The 16,675-nt window shown below is 70.5% G+C and carries 15 protein-coding genes; 8 read left to right on the top strand and 7 right to left on the bottom strand.

Features of this window, described 5'->3' with window-relative positions:
- Positions 1 to 343: 343 nt before the first annotated feature.
- On the bottom strand, positions 344 to 757 hold the full coding sequence (locus tag ACFSOX_RS07875; protein WP_378477248.1) for a Ros/MucR family transcriptional regulator: 414 nt from the start codon (positions 755 to 757) through the stop codon (positions 344 to 346).
- A 541-nt stretch (positions 758 to 1,298) separates the two neighbouring features.
- Here ACFSOX_RS07875 and ACFSOX_RS07870 point away from each other — a divergent pair.
- Complete coding sequence (locus ACFSOX_RS07870) at positions 1,299 to 3,410, top strand: S9 family peptidase (RefSeq protein WP_378477247.1); 2,112 nt, start codon at positions 1,299 to 1,301, stop codon at positions 3,408 to 3,410.
- Between the two features lie 138 nt (positions 3,411 to 3,548).
- Here the strand turns inward: ACFSOX_RS07870 and ACFSOX_RS07865 are convergent, their stop codons facing one another.
- Complete coding sequence (locus ACFSOX_RS07865; RefSeq protein WP_378477246.1) at positions 3,549 to 4,544, bottom strand: tripartite tricarboxylate transporter substrate-binding protein; 996 nt, start codon at positions 4,542 to 4,544, stop codon at positions 3,549 to 3,551.
- 265 nt (positions 4,545 to 4,809) lie between these two features.
- Here ACFSOX_RS07865 and ACFSOX_RS07860 point away from each other — a divergent pair, with 265 nt between their 5' ends.
- A complete protein-coding gene (locus tag ACFSOX_RS07860) occupies positions 4,810 to 5,733 on the top strand; it encodes a TRAP transporter substrate-binding protein (RefSeq protein WP_378477245.1) in 924 nt (307 codons plus the stop codon).
- 409 nt (positions 5,734 to 6,142) lie between these two features.
- Here ACFSOX_RS07860 and ACFSOX_RS07855 read toward each other — a convergent pair whose 3' ends face one another.
- Positions 6,143 to 7,153 carry a YheT family hydrolase gene (locus ACFSOX_RS07855; RefSeq protein ID WP_378477244.1) on the bottom strand — a complete coding sequence of 337 codons (1,011 nt, stop codon included), beginning with the start codon at positions 7,151 to 7,153 and terminating at the stop codon, positions 6,143 to 6,145.
- Positions 7,154 to 7,382: 229 nt separating this feature from the next.
- Here ACFSOX_RS07855 and ACFSOX_RS07850 point away from each other — a divergent pair, with 229 nt between their 5' ends.
- Positions 7,383 to 8,315 (top strand): lactate/malate family dehydrogenase, encoded by a 933-nt coding sequence (locus tag ACFSOX_RS07850; RefSeq protein WP_378477243.1) that lies wholly within the window; start codon positions 7,383 to 7,385, stop codon positions 8,313 to 8,315.
- Positions 8,316 to 8,564: 249 nt separating this feature from the next.
- On the opposite strand, the gene ACFSOX_RS07845 is transcribed toward ACFSOX_RS07850, so the two are convergent.
- Positions 8,565 to 9,719 (bottom strand): hypothetical protein, encoded by a 1,155-nt coding sequence (locus ACFSOX_RS07845; protein ID WP_378477242.1) that lies wholly within the window; start codon positions 9,717 to 9,719, stop codon positions 8,565 to 8,567.
- Between the two features lie 375 nt (positions 9,720 to 10,094).
- Between ACFSOX_RS07845 and ACFSOX_RS07840 the strand changes: the two genes are divergently transcribed.
- The 3 genes from ACFSOX_RS07840 (at position 10,095) to ACFSOX_RS07830 (ending at position 13,444) form a co-directional block, all read left to right on the top strand.
- Entirely contained in the window at positions 10,095 to 10,697 is a 603-nt protein-coding gene (locus tag ACFSOX_RS07840) for a superoxide dismutase (protein WP_378477241.1), read from the top strand.
- Positions 10,698 to 11,034: 337 nt separating this feature from the next.
- The gene (locus ACFSOX_RS07835) at positions 11,035 to 12,696 is read left to right on the top strand and encodes an ArnT family glycosyltransferase (RefSeq protein ID WP_378477240.1); all 1,662 of its coding nucleotides are present in this window, start codon (positions 11,035 to 11,037) and stop codon (positions 12,694 to 12,696) included.
- A gap of 76 nt (positions 12,697 to 12,772) precedes the next feature.
- Positions 12,773 to 13,444 (top strand): haloacid dehalogenase type II, encoded by a 672-nt coding sequence (locus ACFSOX_RS07830; RefSeq protein WP_378477239.1) that lies wholly within the window; start codon positions 12,773 to 12,775, stop codon positions 13,442 to 13,444.
- 13 nt (positions 13,445 to 13,457) lie between these two features.
- Here the strand turns inward: ACFSOX_RS07830 and ACFSOX_RS07825 are convergent, their stop codons facing one another.
- Both ACFSOX_RS07825 and ACFSOX_RS07820 read right to left on the bottom strand, forming a co-directional pair.
- On the bottom strand, positions 13,458 to 14,174 hold the full coding sequence (locus ACFSOX_RS07825) for an LrgB family protein (protein ID WP_378477238.1): 717 nt from the start codon (positions 14,172 to 14,174) through the stop codon (positions 13,458 to 13,460).
- Positions 14,171 to 14,563 (bottom strand): CidA/LrgA family protein, encoded by a 393-nt coding sequence (locus ACFSOX_RS07820; protein WP_378477237.1) that lies wholly within the window; start codon positions 14,561 to 14,563, stop codon positions 14,171 to 14,173. Before ACFSOX_RS07820 ends, ACFSOX_RS07825 begins: the two co-directional genes overlap by 4 nt.
- A 259-nt stretch (positions 14,564 to 14,822) precedes the next feature.
- On the opposite strand from ACFSOX_RS07820, the gene ACFSOX_RS07815 reads away from it, so the two are divergent.
- Complete coding sequence (locus ACFSOX_RS07815; RefSeq protein WP_378477236.1) at positions 14,823 to 15,026, top strand: type II toxin-antitoxin system HicB family antitoxin; 204 nt, start codon at positions 14,823 to 14,825, stop codon at positions 15,024 to 15,026.
- Positions 15,023 to 15,232 carry a type II toxin-antitoxin system HicA family toxin gene (locus ACFSOX_RS07810; protein ID WP_378477235.1) on the top strand — a complete coding sequence of 70 codons (210 nt, stop codon included), beginning with the start codon at positions 15,023 to 15,025 and terminating at the stop codon, positions 15,230 to 15,232. The genes ACFSOX_RS07815 and ACFSOX_RS07810 overlap by 4 nt, the downstream gene beginning before the upstream one ends.
- Positions 15,233 to 15,237: 5 nt before the next feature.
- Here the strand turns inward: ACFSOX_RS07810 and ACFSOX_RS07805 are convergent, their stop codons facing one another.
- Complete coding sequence (locus tag ACFSOX_RS07805; protein WP_378477234.1) at positions 15,238 to 16,620, bottom strand: M20/M25/M40 family metallo-hydrolase; 1,383 nt, start codon at positions 16,618 to 16,620, stop codon at positions 15,238 to 15,240.
- Between the last annotated feature and the right edge of the window lie 55 nt (positions 16,621 to 16,675).

Here is a 16,675-nt window from a genome sequence, read left to right as displayed (position 1 = left end):
AGACGGTCGGAGGCGACGTCCGAGAGCTCACGATTTCAGCATGAATAAGAATGGTCATCGACCGGATCGGGGTGCCGGCCCGATCGTTGACTAGGATTTTTTTCTAATTTATGGGGTCGCGTCGGAGCGACGCTCCCGACGTCGGCCGCGGGCCTCGGATGCACAAAACAAAAAACCGCCGGGGCCACCCGGCGGTGTCCGTCTCGTCCGGTCCCAGATCTTGTCCGGTCCCAGGTCTTGTCTGGTTCCACGTCTCGCCCGGCCCGACACGCCCGACCGGAACGCCGGGCGTGTGGCCTGTGATGTATGGCGTGATGACGGGACGGCCGGGCCGGCCACCGCGTCACTTCGTGCGACGCCGCCGCTGCTGGCCGAGGCCCATCTGCTTGGCGAGCTGCGAGCGCGCCGCCGCATAGTTGGGCGCCACCATCGGGTAGTCGGGCGGCAGGGCCCATTTGTCGCGGTACTGCTCGGGCGTCATGTTGTACTGCGTCCGCAGGTGCCGCTTGAGCGACTTGAACTTTTTGCCGTCCTCCAGGCACACGATGTATTCCGGCGTGATCGACTTCTTGACCGACACGGCCGGCTTCAGCGGTTCGACGGGGGCGTCGCTCTGGCCGCCCGAAACCCGCAGCAACGCCGAGTGAATCTGGTTGATCAGGCTCGGAATATCGCCTGCCGATATGCTGTTGTTGCTGACATAGGCCGACACGATATCGGCGGTCAGCTCAATATAGTTCTGCGCGCTCTCGCCCATCTTACGTTCATTTCTCTTTGTAATGACCCGATCGCTCCCGCCCGGGCCGGCAATGCCCCACCAGGTCCGGCCGACCCCCGAAGCCAAGCGACATCGCGGCCGACTCGCGAGAACTCTTTCTATGTATCGCCATTGCTGAGGAAAGCAAGAAGAGATTCGACCGTTGTAGAAGTGCGCGTGAACTCGACAACAGAACAGGCCAACTATTCGTCGGAACGACAAGGGGAAGTACAGGCTTGTACGTTCAAATCGGTATGGCTCCCATACCGGCATCGAACGACCGAGCCGACCGGGCATCCCGGCGAGATCTCATTCGCGCGCGAGAACTCCTTGTTTTTGCGATGCGAAATGCCGTACCGCACGCCACGGCACAGGCCACGCTCGGCGATCGGCACGGCACCATGTGTCGGACAGTCGACGTTATGCCGATTTGCAGGCGCACGCGGCCACCCTAGATGAAGTCTTCCCGGCGCACGTCCCTGCGCAAGCTCCCGTCGTCCTGCGCCCCCGCCTGGACGTCGACCGACCGAAAGCCCGACCGATGCTCGACCGTGTCTCCCGTCCGCCCGCCCCGCCCCGTGTCGAGGAACGCCCGAGCGTCTCGGTGCATCACGGCGTCACGCTCGTCGACGAGTACGCCTGGCTGCGCGATCCCAACTGGCAGGCCGTGATGCGCGATCCCTCCGTGCTCGACCCGGCGATCCGGGCCGTGCTGGAGGCCGAGAACGCCCATGCCGAGGCCGCCCTCGCCCCGACCGCGGCCCTGCAGGAGACGCTGTTCGCCGAGATGAAGGGCCGCATCAAGGAGGACGACGCCGGCGTGCCGTCACCCGACGGGCCGTTCGCCTACTACTCGCGCCACCGTGAGGGCGGCGAGCACCCGCTCATCTGCCGCATCCCGCGCGACGGCGGCGCGGAAGAGATTCTGCTCGACGGCGACGCGCTCGCCGCCGGCAAGGCGTTCTTCAGCCTGGGCGGCGGCGAGCATTCCCCCGACCATCGGCTCGTCGCCTGGAGTGCCGACGACCGCGGCTCGGAGTTCTTCACGACCCGGGTGCGCGACCTCGCGACCGGCCAGGATCTCATCGACGTGGTGCCGGAGGCCTCGGGCGGCGTCGTGTGGACGACCGACTCGCGCGCCTTCTTCTACGTGAAGCTCGACGAGCAGCACCGCCCGACCAAGGTCTTCCTGCACCGGCTCGGCACGCAGGCGAGCGACGACCGCGAGGTGTTCCGTACCGACGATCCGGGCTTCTTCGTCTCGATCGCCCGGCTGCAATCCGGCCGCTTCGCCGAGATCTCGGTGCACGATCACGAGTCCGCCGAGGCCTGGCTGATCGATCTCGACGCGCCCGACACGGCGCCGCGGCTCGTGACGCCGCGTGAAAAGCAGCTGCGCTACGACGTCGAGCATCACCCGGCCTTCGCGGGCGGCCCGATGCTGTTCATCCGCACCAACGCCGACGACGCCGAGGACTTCAAGATCGTGACGGCGCCGCTTTCGACGCCCGGCCGCGACCATTGGCGCGATCTCGTGCCGCATCGGCCCGGCGTCTTCGTCCTCGGCTTTTCCGTGACGCGCGACTGGCTGGTCCGGCTCGAGCGGGTCGACGGGCTGCCCCGCATCGTCGTGCGGCATCTCGGGAGCGGCGACGAGCACGTGATCGCCTTCGACGAGGAGGCCTACTCGCTCGGCATGGCGGGCGGCTACGAGTTCGAGACCGACACGCTGCGGTTCAACTACTCGTCGATGACGACGCCGACCGAGACCTGGGACTACGACTGCGCGAGCCGCCGCCGCGTGCTGCGCAAGCGCCAGGAGGTGCCGAGCGGCCACGACCCGGCGGCCTATGTGACGCGCCGCCTGCTCGCGCCCGCGCACGACGGCGAGACCGTGCCGGTGTCGCTGCTCGCCCGCAAGGACACGCCGCTCGACGGCACCGCGCCGACGCTCGTCTACGCCTACGGCTCCTACGGCATGTCGACGCCGGCGGCGTTCTCGACCAGCCGGCTGTCGCTGGTCGATCGCGGCTTCGTCTACGCCATCGTCCACGCCCGCGGCGGCACCGAGAAGGGCTGGCGCTGGTATCGCGAGGGCAAGCTCGCCGCCAAGCCGAACACGTTCAAGGACGTGATATCCGCGACCGAGCATCTGATCGCCGAGAAGATCGCGGCGCCCGACCGCGTCGTCGCGCACGGCGGCTCGGCCGGCGGCATGCTGATCGGCGCGCTCGCCAACATGCGGCCGGATCTGTTCGCGGGCCTCATCGCCGAGGTGCCGTTCGTCGACGTGCTCAACACCATGCTGGACGAGACGCTGCCGCTCACCCCACCCGAGTGGCCCGAATGGGGCGACCCGATCCGCGACGCGGCGGCGTTCCACACCATTCGGTCCTACTCGCCCTACGACAACGTGAGGCCCCAAGCCTATCCGGCCATCCTGGCGCTCGCCGGGCTGACCGATCCGCGCGTCACCTACTGGGAGCCGGCCAAGTGGGTGGCGCGGCTGCGCCGACTCAAGACCAACGACGACCTCGTGCTGCTGCGGACCAATCTCGACGCCGGCCACGGCGGCGCCGCCGGCCGTTTCGAGCGCCTGCGCGAGGTCGCTCTCGCCTACGCCTTCGCCATCGCGGTGGCGGGGCGGGAATAGCGGGCCGGAAATTCGTGCTCCGTCTTGGCCGGGCTCGTCCCGGCCATCCACGTTCTTCGAGCCGGCTTGCTCTGCAGACGTGGATGCCCGGGACAAGCCCGGGCATGACGGGTCAGAGACCGTGGCGCGCGCCGGTCCTCACTCCGGCTTGATACCGGCCGCCTTGACGATCGGCCACCACTTCTCCACCTCGGCCTTCTGATAGGCGGCGAGCGCCGCAGGGGTCTGCTGGTCGGGCGGGAAGATCACCTGGGCGAGATCCTCGAGCTTCTTCTTCGTCGTCGGATCGGCGAGCGCCGCCCGGAGCGCCGCGTTGAGCGTATCGATCGCCTCCTTGGGCGTGCCCTTCGGGGCCCAGAGCGCGTGCCAGAACGTGTAGTAGAAGCCCGGCAGGCCGGCCTCGTCGGTGGTCGGCACGTCGGGCGCCACCTTCAGGCGCTCCTTGTTGGTCACGGCGTAGACCTTGATCAGGCCCGACTGGATATGCGGCATCGAGGTCGCCGGCGTGTCGAGCTGGATGTCGGTGTTGCCGGCGATCAGATCCTGCATCGACTGGCCGGCGCCGCGATACGGCACCATGGTCCACTTCACCCCGAGCGTGTTCTGCAGGAGCACGCCCGAGATGTGGCTCGGCGTGCCGACGCCCGACGTGCCCTCGGTGACCTTGCCGGGATTCTCCTTGATCCACGCGACCAGCCCGGCGAGGTTCTTGGCCGGCATGGTCTTGCGCGCGACGATGAAGAACGGCTGCGTCGAGATCAGGCCGATCGGCGCGAAGTCGGCGATCAGATCGTACTGCAGCGGATAGATGGCGCCGTTGACCACGTTGGTGCCGGAATGGCCGATGCCGAACGTGTAGCCGTCCGGCGCCGCGCGGGCGACGCGCCCGACCCCGACCGTGCCGCCGGCGCCCGTCGTGTTCTCGACGATCACGGGCTGGCCGAGCGTGGCGCGCATCCCCTCGGCGACGACGCGGGCGATGACGTCGGTCGAGCCGCCCGGCCCGAGCGGCACCACCATGGTGACGGGACGCGACGGAAACCCTTGCGCCTGCGCGTCGCCGATGGGTGTCACGAACGGCGCCAACGGCGCCAGCACCGCGGCACAGGCCGCGGCCAGCCAAACCCTGGTCATGCGTTTCCCCGACTGTTCTTGTCGCCGGCTTTGTATGCCGACCGTTCGGCAACTGTGGCGGTCCCCCGCACGAAAGACAAGCGACGTCGCCCCCGCGGATTCGTCGCACCAGCCGGGACGTTCCCGCATTCGACAGGCCGGAGGGGCGTCGTTAAGCTTCGATCTTCGGAGCCGCGTCCTCGAGAACCGCGGCCAGGAAACGCCCCGCGAGCCTTGTTCTCGCGAGTCTCACCCCCGCGAGCCTCACCCCCCCCCGCGAGCCCTCATGAGCACTCCGATCGAGATCCGGATGGGCGGCTACGGCCCGCCCACCACCTGCTTCAGCAAGGCCCTGAAGATCGTCGGCGACCGCGTCGTGGCGCGCTTCGGCGACGCCGTGACGGTGCGCTACGTCTGGAACATCATGGATCTCGGCTACAAGGCCGAAGACATCCTGTGGCTCGTCGAGTCCGGCGTGTTGAGCCTCGGCTACCAGTCGTCGAGCTATTTGACCGACCGGGTGCCGGAGATCGGCGTCGTCGACCTGCCGTTCCTGTTCGCCGACAACGCGCAGGCGCGCAGCGCCATGGACGGCGCGCTCGGCGCCTGGCTCGCGCAGAGGATCGAGGAGAAGGTCGGCTATCGCATCCTCGGCTGGTTCGAGAACGGCTTTCGCCAGATCTCCAACCGGCTGCGGCCGGTGCGCACGGCCGCGGACCTCGCCGGCATGAGCATCCGAGTACTGCCGAGCGACGTCCAGGCGAGAACCTTCGCGCTGCTCGGCGCGACGCCGCTGCGCCTCGATCTCACCGAAGCGATCGCGCGCATAAAAGCCGGCACGCTCGACGCGCAGGAGAACCCGCTCGCCAACACGGTGACGTATCGGGTCCACGACTTCCACCGCTTCCACACGGTGACGAACCACTTCTACGTCTCGCGCCCGGTGTTCGTCTGCCGCGCCCAGTTCGACGCCTGGCCGACGGCGTTGCAGGAGACGATGCGCGAGGCGGTCGCCGAGGCCGTGGCGGCGCAGCGGGTGATGACCGGCGAGGAGGACGACGACGCGCGGCGCGCGCTCGCCGCCGCCGGCTGCGAGCTGATCACGCCGACCGCCGCCGAGCTCGCGACGTTCCGGGACGCGGTCGCGCCGCTGCTCGCCGAGGCGCGCGAGACTTATGGGGCGGAAGCGATGCGCCTGGTCGGGCGCTGAGGCCCACGCCTTCGCGACGAGACGGACGGCCGATCGCACCGGCCCGTCGCGACCCGATCCGGTCGCGTCCGGCGCGTGACGATGCGGAACCAGAACGCGATCGGCGGGCCGCCGGCTCCGGAGAGCGTCGTTGCGACCCTCCCCGGAGCCCGTGGCTTCGCGACGGCTCAGGACCGGCGCGTGGCGGCGCGACGGGTCGGGCCGCTGCGCAGGATCAGATAGAAGACGACGCCGAACGTCATCAGCGGGAGCAGAACCGGGGCGGCGACGGTGACGGAGTCGAACATCGGGGGTCTCCTCTATGGGTTCGATGCCAAGGTTACGCGGCCGCTTCCGAGACGGATCACGTCGCACACGCCGCGATGCTGCGGCGTCCCGCCGCGCGACAGGTCGAGCGCATCCGCCGATCTCACGACGCGGCGGCGAGCCAGTCGCACACGGCCGCCGGCATCGCGTGCACATGGCCGGGGAACGGCCCGCTCGCGAAGCCGACATGGCCGCCCTCGTCGGGCTGCCACACCGTGACATGCGGGCCGACCGCGTCCCGGGTCGGCAGCGACCATCCCGGCACGAAGGGATCGTTGCGGGCGTTGAGCACCAGGGTCGGCACGCGGATCAGAGCGAGATGCGGCTTCGCCGAGGCGCGGCGCCAGTAGTCGTCGACACCGGAGAAGCCGTGCAGGGGCGCCGTGAAGCAGTCGTCGAACGCGCGCAGCGTGCGGGCGGCGACGAGACGATCGCGGTCGAACAGGCCCGGGTGGCGGGCGAGCGTCGCGAGCGCCCGAGGCTTCATGCTGCGCAGGAACATGCGCGCATAGACGAGGCGGTTGAAGCCGCGGTCGATCGCCGCGCCGGCCGCGGCGAGATCGAGCGGCGCCGAGACGGCGGCGACGGCCCGCACCACGGCGCCGGCACTGTCGCCCGCCTCCTCGACGAAGCGCAGGAGCGCGTTGCCGCCGAGCGAGACGCCGGCCGCGAGCAGCGGCGCGTCGGCGCGGTCACGCAAACGCCGTAGGATCCAGCCGACCTCCTCGAAGTCGCCGGAGTGATAGGAGCGCGGGGCGCGGTTCGGCTCGCCCGAGCAGCCGCGGAAATGCGGCACGCAGAAGGGCCAGCCGCGCGCCTGTGCGGCGAGCGCGAAGGCGACGGCGTAGCGGCTCGCCGAGGAGCTTTCGAGGCCGTGGAACAGCACCAGCCACGGCGCCGGACCGTGGGAGCGAGGCAGGCCGGGCGCCGACAGCACGGGTGCCGGCAGAAGGTCCACGTCGACGAAGTCGCCGTCCGGCGTGTCCCACCGCTCGCGCGCGTAGGCCGGCATGGCGGCGGCGCGCGGCGACGAGAACAGTGCCGGCCAGATGGTCTGGGCGTCGCCCCCCGGCAGCCACCAGGGAGCGCGGTATTGATCCAGAGACGCGGTCATTGCGGCCGCACTGTACGCCGCCGCCGCGGTCGCGCAATCGAACGCACGCCGCGCCGCCCGCGACGACACCTCCTTCCGTCACGCTGCGCAACTACGCCCTGAAATTTCGGTCGTGGGCGCGTATCCTCGCGGGCGTCCACAGGCCGCGCCGCATCGATCGAACGCTGTCGCGGCGCGCCGCATCCGGCGCGGCGGCACGTCCGCCCGCCCGGCCTCCAGGGGGCTTCCCGTGAAAATTTCGGTCATCGGCATGGGCGCGGTCGGCACCGAGGTGGTCGGCCATCTGCTCGCCTCCACGGCGGCGAGCGAGATCGTCGCGGTCGACCGCAACGCCGAGAAGGCGCAGGCGGAGATCTGGGACTTCGCCCACACCACCTCGTTCATCTACGCCAAGAATCCGCGGCTGATCGCCGGCGGCTGGCCCGAGACGGTCAACAGCGACATCGTCGTGATCACGGCCGGCGCCCAGCTCGAGCGGGGGCAGAACCGCGACTCCCTGGTCGAGATCAACAGCAAGGTCATCGAGGATCTGATCGCGCGCACCGAGGCGACCTCGCCGAACGCCATCGTTCTGATGGTGACCAACCCGGTCGACGTGATGGCGCAGGTCGCGGTGGCGCATTCGTCGTTTCCCAAGGAGCGGGTGATCTCGCTCGGCACCATCGTCGACACGGCGCGCTTCATGCGCATCGTCTCGGAGCATGTCGGGATCGATCCGAAGAACATCTTCGGCTACGTGCTCGGCGACCACAGCCACACCGGCTTCGTCCCGTGGAGCCTGTGCAATGTCTGCGGGCTCGACGTCGATACCTTCTGCGCGCTCAACGGCGTCGCGCCGATCGACCGCGCGGCGGTTCGTCAGCGCGTCCTGCAGATCGGCCTCGACATCTTCGCCGGCAAGGGCAACACCAATCACGGCATCGCCGCGAGCGTATTCCGCATCATCCGGGCGGTCGCCGGCAACGAGCGCTCGGTGCTACCGGTCGGCACGCTGCTGGAGGGCGAGTACGGGGTCGACGGCGCCGTGATGAGCGTGCCCTGCGTGATCGGCCGGCGCGGCGTGCAGAAGATCATCGCCTGCCGCTTCACCGAGGAGGAGCAGGCGGCCTTCGACGTCTCGCACGCCCATGTCCGCGAGCTGATGGCGCTGGCGGGGCTGTAGGCGCGGCGCGGGTCTCGGACGCCGACCAGCAGACGCCGCGTGTCCCGGACGCGGTGCGCCGCGCCGCGAGCCGGCCCCGGAGCGACGAGACGGAGCGCCGACCGTGCGGCCCCTGGGCCCCGGCTCCGCGGCGCATCGGGCTTTCGGCCCGACGCGCCTTGTCCGGGGCAGGAAGCTCGGAATCGGGACGGCGTGCCATCGATCGGGATCGCGTTGCGGCGTCACCGAACGCCGTCACGCGCCGTCGGCTCAGCCGTGGCTCTGCTCGAGATGGCGGCGCAGATCGTCGATCGAGGCGAAGCGCAGCGTGCCGTGCTCGAAGGCGGCGTCGATCGAGCCGTCCGTGTAGAGCGTGTAGCCCATCCCGTCGATGACGCCCGACTTGAGCACCGTGACGGGCGCCGCCGCGTCGGCCGCCGACGCCTCCGGAGCCGGGGTGGCGGGCGGGGGTGACGGCGGCGCGCGGTCGTAGCCACGATCCCCGGCGGCGCGATCGCCGCCGCGGTCGAAGCCTCCGTCCTGGGCACGCTCCTGGGCACGCTCTTGAACTCGGCCCGGACCGCGGTCGAAGCCCCGCTCGGCGGGGCGCTCGAACGGCGGCGGCGGCACGTCGTCGAGCGGCGCCTCGGCGTCGGAGGCGACGGTCTGGCGACGGCGCGTCCAGGCGAAGAAGCGCTTGCGCTCGCCGCCCGGAGTCGGCGCCAGCGGGTCGCGGGTCCAGTCCGGCTCGTCCTCGGGGAGATCGGCGGCGGGACCGGCCGCGGCGGGGGCCGGGCGAGCGCGCAGCGAATCCGGCAAGCCGATATCGCCGGATCCGGGCGCGCCGGCGAACGGCGGCGCCGGCGCCACCACGGGCGGCCGGTACGGCGGCGGCTCGGCCGTGGCCGGATCGAGATCGCCCCGGCGCGGCGGCGGCGAGGTCGGCGGCGCCTTCAGGGGCGGCTGCGGCGGCAGCTCGGGCCGGTCGGTGCGATCGGGCGGCGACACCGGCGGCCGCGGCAGCGGCGGCGCGGCACGCAGCCGCTCGGCCGCGATCGCGGCGGAGGGCGGCTCGGGCTCGGGGAACAACGGCGGCCCGAGCGACGACTCGGGGGCCGGCGCTGCGCCGGGCGAAAAGCCGGCCGGGCGGCCGCGCACCGGCGGCTCGGGCCGCTCGGTGCGGCCTGCGGGTGCTCCGGCGACGGCGCCGGCCGGCGCCCCGGCGGCGAGCGCGGTGCGGATCGCGATCAGCTCGCGCAGCACGACGGACAGGCCGATCAGCACCAGCCCGCCCGTCATCGCCGTGACGCCCGCCGCGATCGCCGTGTTCCCGGTGCCGAACTCGTTGTTGGGGATACCGAAGGCGATGCCGCCCAGGCCGACCACCGTCAACACCGCGCCGACCGAGAACAGGACCAGGACCATCGCTTCACCCTCAACGCCCACCCGGAAGCACGGCCACGCCGACGGCGCCGCGCGGCGCCCGTCTCGCCGATGTCGACCCGGACGGCCCGTCGGTCGTCCTCGCCGACGACCGGGCGCGCCCGGCCGGGCGCCGAAAACCCGCGTCCGGTTCGCGGCGAAGATATCCAGGCCTTTGACGGACCACAACCAATTTGGCGCGCGCGGCGGTTCTGCCGGCCCTCCGGGAGGCCCGGCCCCGACATCGTCGGCGGCATCATGGCACCAGGGCGAGGTTGCGCGGAGCGCGCCCGATCTCTACGTGAGAGGGGTCGGACGCCGTTCTCGGACCGTGAATGGTCACCCCCGATTTCATCCGAACCCTCGAGGAGCAACGCGATGTCGTTTTCGCTGCCGGACCTGCCCTACGCCCACGACGCGCTCGCGCCGTACATGTCGCGCGAGACGCTCGAATATCATCACGACAAGCACCACCTGGCTTACGTGAACAACGGCAACAACCTCCTCAAGGGCACCGAGTGGGAAGGCAAGTCGCTCGAGGAGATCGTCAAGGGCTCGTTCGGCAAGAACCCGGGCCTCTTCAACAATGCCGGCCAGCACTACAACCACCTGCACTTCTGGAAGTGGATGAAGCCGGCGGGCGGCGGCGACAAGATTCCGGGTGCGCTCGAGAAGGCGATCGTCGCCGACCTCGGCTCGGTCGCCAAGATGAAGGAGGACTTCACCCAGGCCGGCGTCACCCAGTTCGGCTCGGGCTGGGCGTGGCTCGCCGTCAAGGACGGCAAGATCGTCGTCACCAAGACGCCGAACGGCGAGAGCCCGCTGGTGCACGGCGCGACCCCGATCCTCGGCTGCGACGTGTGGGAGCACTCCTACTACATCGACTACCGCAACCGGCGCCCCGACTACCTGAAGGCGTTCCTCGACAGCCTGGTGAACTGGGAGTACGTGGCCGAGCTCTACGCCGCTGCGGCCAAGTGACCGGCCTCCAAGCGACCGGCTTCCAAGCGACCGGCGTCCAAGCGACCGGCTTCCAAGCGACCGGCGTCCAAGCGACCGCTTCGATGTGACAGCTTCGATGTGACCGCTTCGATGTACCCGACTTTCAAGTGACCGGTCGGATGTGAGATGATCCGTCGGCGCCGGCCTCGCGGGCACGCGAGCGCCGGCGTCGTCGCATTCGGATGGGCTCGACGCGGGACGCGTTGCCGTCGTTCCGCCGTCTCCACGGCCTAGAGTGGCTGCGATCGTCGCCTTTTCACCTCGGCTTTCCCTTCCCTCGCCCCGTCGGCCGCGCCCGACCACACCCGAGCCTCCGATGCATCCGCCGATCCCCGCCGAGATCTCCGACGCGCCCGCGCGCAGGACCGGACCGCGCGGCCTGCATCCCGCCGACGTCGCCGCCGTCCTCGTCCTGATGATGGTCTGCGGCGTGGCGCTCGCGACCTTCCGGGATTTCGGCATGGGCTGGGACGACTACGCCCACGCCGAGTACGGCGGCCTCTTGCTGCGGCTCTACGACTCCGGCTTCACGGATCGCCGCGCCCTCTCCTTCGTCAACCTCTACGCCTATGGCGGCGGCTTCGACATGCTCGCCGCGCTCCTCGCCAAGGTGTTGCCGTTCGAGCTGTTCGAGACCCGCCGGCTGGTCGGCGCGATCATCGGCATCGCCGGGCTGGCGATGACGTGGCGGATCGCCCGCCGGCTCGGCGGACCGATCGCCGGCTTCGCCGCCGTGACGCTGCTCGCCACCTGCCCGCTCTGGGTCGGGCACATGTTCATCAACCCGAAGGACGTGCCCTTCGCGGTGGCGATGCTGGCCGCGACGCTCGGCTTCGTGCGGGCCTTCTCGGAGTATCCACATCCGAGCGTGCCGACGACGGCGCTGCTCGGCCTCGGGCTGGGCCTCTCCTTCGGCTCCCGCGTGATGGGTGCGCTCGCTGCGGTGCCGGCCGCCGCCGCCTTCCTGCTGATCGTCGTCGCCGAGGCACGCCGGCAGGGCGTCCGCGACGCCGCCCGGCGGGCCGGCGCGTTCCTGCTGCGGCTCACGCCGGCCGTGATCGTCGCCTATGCGCTGATGGCGCTGATCTGGCCGTGGTCGGTGGTGTCGCCCCTCAACCCGGTGAAGGCGCTCGTCTACTTCTCGCGCTTCTTCGAGAAGCCGTGGCGGGAGCTGTTCGACGGCGAGCTCCTGTGGGTCGTCGACATGCCGCGGCGCTACGTGCCGGAGCTGTTCGCCCTGCAGACGCCGGAGCTGTTCTGGGCGCTGGCCATCGCCGGGGTCGTCGCCGCGCTCGCCGCGGCGGCGCACGGCGACCGCCCGCTCAATCGCCGCGCCAGCCTGGTGTTCCTCGCCGTGTCGGTGGTCTTCCCGATCGCCTTCGCGGTGATTACGCGCCCAGCCATGTACAACGGCATCCGCCATTTCGTCTTCGTGCTGCCGCCCGCCGCCGTGCTCGGCGGCCTGGTCGGCGCGCTGCTGGCGAGCCGCGCCGCCGCGACCGAAGGACGCCGCACCGCGATCGCGGCCGTGGTGCTCGCCGTGATGCTCGTCCACCCGATCGTCACGATGATCCGCATCCACCCCTATCAGTACACGTATTTCAACGCGCTCGCCGGCGGCCTCCAGGGCGCCGACGGCCGCTACATGCGCGACTACTGGGGCCTGTCGATGAAGCAGGCCGCACAGGCGCTGCGCACGGAGCTGGCGAAGCGCGGCGAGCTGCCGACCGGCAAGACCAAGCGGCACGTGGCGATCTGCGGACCGCAGCGCCCCGTGCGGGTCGAGCTCGGCAAGGCCTATCCCACCGACTGGCAGCCGCAGGGCGGCGAGTTCGCGATCTCGCTCAACGAGTTCTACTGCGCGAAGCTCGACGCCCCGGTGATCGCCGAGGTGGTGCGCGACGGCGTCGTCTTCGCCCGCGTCTACGACATTCGCGGCCGCACCCTCGACACGCTGCTCACGCCGTTGCCGCCCTGAGCCGCGCGGGCCCGGCCGCGCGCTTGCGCGCGGCGCCGCGCGTCCGCACGATGCGGCTTTCGCGAGGGGAAGCACCATGCCGGTCTTCGTGTTCGACGCCTACGGCACGCTGTTCGACGTCCATGCGGCGATCGCCGGCCACCGCGACGCCGTCGGCCCCGACGCCGATCGGCTGTCCGAGCTGTGGCGCGGCAAGCAGCTCGAATACACCTGGACGCTGACGCTGGCCGGTCGCTATGTCGACTTCTGGACCTTGACCGAGCGCGCGCTCGACCACGCGCTGGCGCGCTGCCCGTCGGTCGATCCGAAACTGCGCCGCGTGCTCCTCGACGCCTATCGGGTGCTCGACGCCTATCCGGACGGGCGCGACGCCCTGGTCGCCTTGAAGACGCAAGGCGCCCGCACCGCCATCTTGTCCAACGGAACGTTCCGCATGCTGGCGAGCGCGACCGAGGCGGCCGGGCTCGGGCCGCATCTCGACGCCGTGCTGTCGGTCGAAGCGGTCGGCGTCTACAAGCCGCGCCCGGAGGTCTATCGCCTGGTCGTCGACACCTTCGCCGTGACGCCGGCCGCCGTGGTGTTCGTCTCGTCCAATCGCTGGGACGTGATGGGTGCCGCGGCCTTCGGCTTCCGCACCGTCTGGGTCGACCGCACCGGGGCGCCCGACGAGTATCACGACCTCGCGCCGCGCCATCGCCTGGCGAGCCTCGCCGAGCTGCCGCGGCTGGCCGCCGGGGATCCGATGTGATCGGCTCGCCCGTTCACTTCAACAGGAACGGCAGCAGAATCGGCACCAGCACGGCGGTCAGGAGGCCGTTGAGGCCGAGCGCGATGCCGGCGAAGGTGCCGGCGAGCGGATCGACCTGGAAGGCCCGCGCCGTGCCGATGCCGTGCGAGGCGAGCCCGGCCGCGAAGCCGCGCGCCGCGTAGTTCTTCAGGCCGAGCGCGTTCATCAGCGGCGTCACCACGATGGCGCCGACGATGCCGGTGATGATCACCATCACGGCGGCGAGCGCCGGGTCGGCACCGATCGCCTCCGCCGTCCCCATGGCGATCGGCGTCGTCGCGCTCTTCGGCGCCATGGCGCGGGCCGTCGAGGCGTCGAGGCCGACCAGGCGGGCGAGCAGCACGGCCGACGTGATCGCCGTCACCGAGCCGACCACCAGCGCGACGACCATGGGCACCAGCAGGCGGCGCACCTGCGGCAGGTAGCGCACCAGCGGCACGGCGAGCGCCACGGTCGCCGGCCCGAGCAGGAAGTGGACGAACTGAGCGCCGGCGAAATAGGCCGGGAACGGCGTCCCCGTGACGACCAGCACGATCGCCACGAACGCCACGGCGATCAGCACCGGATTGGCGATCGGCCGACGGCCGGCGGCGACGAAGATCGCGTCCGCCGCCACATAGGCGACCAACGTCGTGGTGAGCCAGAGGAGCGGGCCGCCCGAGAGATAGACCCAGAGATCGACGAGGCTCATTGCTCCTCCTCCACGGCCTCGGTCGCCGGCTCGTGATGGACGGGCGCGAGCCCCATCAGCCGCGCCACGGCCGCGAACACCACGGCCGTGACGGCGAGCGTCACGACGGTCGAGAGCACCAGCACGAGCAGGATGCGCAGCCCCTCGTCGCCGAGCCGGCCGAGATGCTGGACGATGCCGACCCCGGCCGGCACGAACAGCAGCGAGAGATGCTTGAGAAGCCCGCCGGACACGTCGCCGACCTCGGCGGGCAGCGGCGTGCGGGCGAGCATCAGCACGGCGAGCAGCACCATGCCGACCACCGGCCCCGGTACTGGAAGCGCGAAGGCGCGCACGAACGCCTCCCCGGCGAGCTGGCAGCCCAGCAGAATGGCGAAGCCTTGCAGCATGGCACCTCGCGGCGTGTCTCGGCGGCGCGTCTCGACGGCGCGTCCGCATCGTCATGTCTCGGTCGTTTCGAGGGGGCGCAATCTCGCCGCTCAGCCGCGGCGAAACAAGCACGGGCGACGCGAGGCATTGCTGCCGTGCGGGAACAGGCCGAGCGGAAGACCGCCCGGACGCCGGCTTGCGACCGGCGAAACCGGCCGGGCCCGGTTGCAACCCCGAGCTATCCCCCTACACTAGGCCGCAGACCATGCGAGGTGGACCATGAAGATCAAGGCCGTGGTGCACGAGGCGGAGGAGGGCGGCTACTGGGCCGAAGTCCCGGCCATCCCCGGCTGTGCGACGGAGGGGGAAACGCTCGACGAGCTCATGCGGAACCTGCACGAGGCGATCGAGGGCTGCCTGTCGGTGGAGATCGAAGCACCGCAATCTGCAGGCAATCCGAGGATCGTCGAGATCGCCTTATGACGCCGCTGTCCGGCCGCGAGCTGGCACGCTTGCTGGAGCGTGACGGCTGGACACTCCTTCGGATTCACGGAAGTCATCAAATCTACGGCAAGCCGGGCAGCATTGTCCGGCTATCGATCCCGTTTCACGGGAATCAGCCACTGAAGCTCGGGCTGTTCAAGCACCTTCTGAAGACGGCCGGCTTGTCCGACACCGACATCCGGTGAGCGCCTCACCCCGCCAGCGCGTGAAGAATGCGCGCCCAGCTGCGGATGCCCTTGTGGAAGGAGTTCAGGTCGTACTTCTCGTTGGGCGAGTGGATGCGGTCGTCGTCGAGCGCGAAGCCGATCAAGAGCGTGTCCAGGCCGACCAGCCGCTTGAAGTCGGCGACGATCGGGATCGAGGCGCCGGAGCCGACGAGGAGCGCGTCGCGGCCCCACTCCTCGGTGAGAGCTTTTCGCGCGGCGGCGAGCTGAGACAGATCCCACGGCACCGCGACGGCCGGGGCGCCGGTGTGGTCCTCGAACCGCGCCTCGCAGTCGGCCGGAAGACGGTCGCGCACGTAAGCGCGGAACGCTTGGCGGATCGTGTCGGGATCCTGCCCGGCGACCAGGCGGAACGAGACCTTCGCGAACGCTTTCGACGGGATCACGGTCTTCGACCCCGCCCCCGTGTAGCCGCCCCAGATGCCGTTGATGTCGCAGGACGGCCGGCAGAACAGCTGCTCGACGACGGTGCGGCCGCGCTCGCCGGCGGGCTCGGCGAGGCCGACCGGCTTCAGGAAGTTGTCCGGCGTCAGATCGAGGTTCCGCCAGGCGACCAGCACGTCGGCGGGCGGGTCCGTGATGCCGTCATAGAAGCCCGGGATCGTGACGCGGCCGTCGGCGTCGAACAAGCCGCCGAGAACATGGGTGAGCACCCGGATCGGGTTGCGGGCCGGGCCGCCGTAAAGGCCGGAGTGCAGGTCACGGTCGGCCGCCGTGATCTCGACCTCCTCGTAGAGCAGGCCGCGCAGCGCCGTCGTGATGGCAGGCGTCGCCGCGTCCCACATCCCGGTGTCGCAGACGAGCGCGAGGTCGGCCGACAGCGCGCCGCGGTTCTGCTCGATCCAGGCCGGCAGGCTCTTCGACCCGCACTCCTCCTCGCCCTCGATCAGCATGGTGACCGGGAGCGGCAGCGATCCCGTGACGGCGACATAGGCGCGGCAGGCCTCGACGAAGGTCATCACCTGGCCCTTGTCGTCGGACGACCCGCGGGCGACGATCACCTTGCGGCCGTCGTCGAGCGTTCTGATGCGCGGCTCGAAGGGCGGGCTCTCCCAAAGGTCGAGCGGGTCGACCGGCTGGACGTCGTAGTGGCCGTAGAACAGCACGCCGCGCTTCGCAGGGTCGCCGCCGCGGCCGAGCACCACCGGATGGCCGGCCGTCTCGGACAGATCCGCCGCGATGCCGAGGCTGCGCAGGTCGGCGGCGAGATGCGCCGCGGCCGCCCGGCAGTCGGCCGCATGGGCCGGATCGGTCGAGATCGACGGGATGCGCAGGACGGCGAACAGCCGTTCGAGGCTCTTGTCGAGATCGGCATCGATGCGGGCGAGAACCTGGTCGAGAACGGTCATGTTTCGCGAACTTTCCTGATCGAGAACGTGCTGGCCCGAGGCGCGGCGAGCCGAC

Origin of the sequence: Rhodoplanes azumiensis, from assembly GCF_042682915.1 — a bacterium.
In the GTDB taxonomy this organism is placed as follows: domain Bacteria; phylum Pseudomonadota; class Alphaproteobacteria; order Rhizobiales; family Xanthobacteraceae; genus Rhodoplanes; species Rhodoplanes azumiensis.
The sequence above is the reverse complement of the archived record's forward strand: the minus strand, read 5'-3'. Positions and strand labels throughout refer to the sequence as shown.

What these genes read in the sequence shown, in the direction of transcription:
- ACFSOX_RS07820 (WP_378477237.1), bottom strand. Translation starts at nt 14,563, where the DNA reads ATGCTGCAAGGCTTCGCCATTCTGCTGGGCTGCCAGCTCGCCGGGGAG.
- ACFSOX_RS07815 (WP_378477236.1), top strand. Translation starts at nt 14,823, where the DNA reads ATGAAGATCAAGGCCGTGGTGCACGAGGCGGAGGAGGGCGGCTACTGG.
- ACFSOX_RS07830 (WP_378477239.1), top strand. Translation starts at nt 12,773, where the DNA reads ATGCCGGTCTTCGTGTTCGACGCCTACGGCACGCTGTTCGACGTCCAT.
- ACFSOX_RS07840 (WP_378477241.1), top strand. Translation starts at nt 10,095, where the DNA reads ATGTCGTTTTCGCTGCCGGACCTGCCCTACGCCCACGACGCGCTCGCG.
- ACFSOX_RS07805 (WP_378477234.1), bottom strand. Translation starts at nt 16,620, where the DNA reads ATGACCGTTCTCGACCAGGTTCTCGCCCGCATCGATGCCGATCTCGAC.
- ACFSOX_RS07825 (WP_378477238.1), bottom strand. Translation starts at nt 14,174, where the DNA reads ATGAGCCTCGTCGATCTCTGGGTCTATCTCTCGGGCGGCCCGCTCCTC.
- ACFSOX_RS07835 (WP_378477240.1), top strand. Translation starts at nt 11,035, where the DNA reads ATGCATCCGCCGATCCCCGCCGAGATCTCCGACGCGCCCGCGCGCAGG.
- ACFSOX_RS07860 (WP_378477245.1), top strand. Translation starts at nt 4,810, where the DNA reads ATGAGCACTCCGATCGAGATCCGGATGGGCGGCTACGGCCCGCCCACC.
- ACFSOX_RS07845 (WP_378477242.1), bottom strand. Translation starts at nt 9,719, where the DNA reads ATGGTCCTGGTCCTGTTCTCGGTCGGCGCGGTGTTGACGGTGGTCGGC.
- ACFSOX_RS07870 (WP_378477247.1), top strand. Translation starts at nt 1,299, where the DNA reads ATGCTCGACCGTGTCTCCCGTCCGCCCGCCCCGCCCCGTGTCGAGGAA.
- ACFSOX_RS07810 (WP_378477235.1), top strand. Translation starts at nt 15,023, where the DNA reads ATGACGCCGCTGTCCGGCCGCGAGCTGGCACGCTTGCTGGAGCGTGAC.
- ACFSOX_RS07875 (WP_378477248.1), bottom strand. Translation starts at nt 757, where the DNA reads ATGGGCGAGAGCGCGCAGAACTATATTGAGCTGACCGCCGATATCGTG.
- ACFSOX_RS07855 (WP_378477244.1), bottom strand. Translation starts at nt 7,153, where the DNA reads ATGACCGCGTCTCTGGATCAATACCGCGCTCCCTGGTGGCTGCCGGGG.
- ACFSOX_RS07865 (WP_378477246.1), bottom strand. Translation starts at nt 4,544, where the DNA reads ATGACCAGGGTTTGGCTGGCCGCGGCCTGTGCCGCGGTGCTGGCGCCG.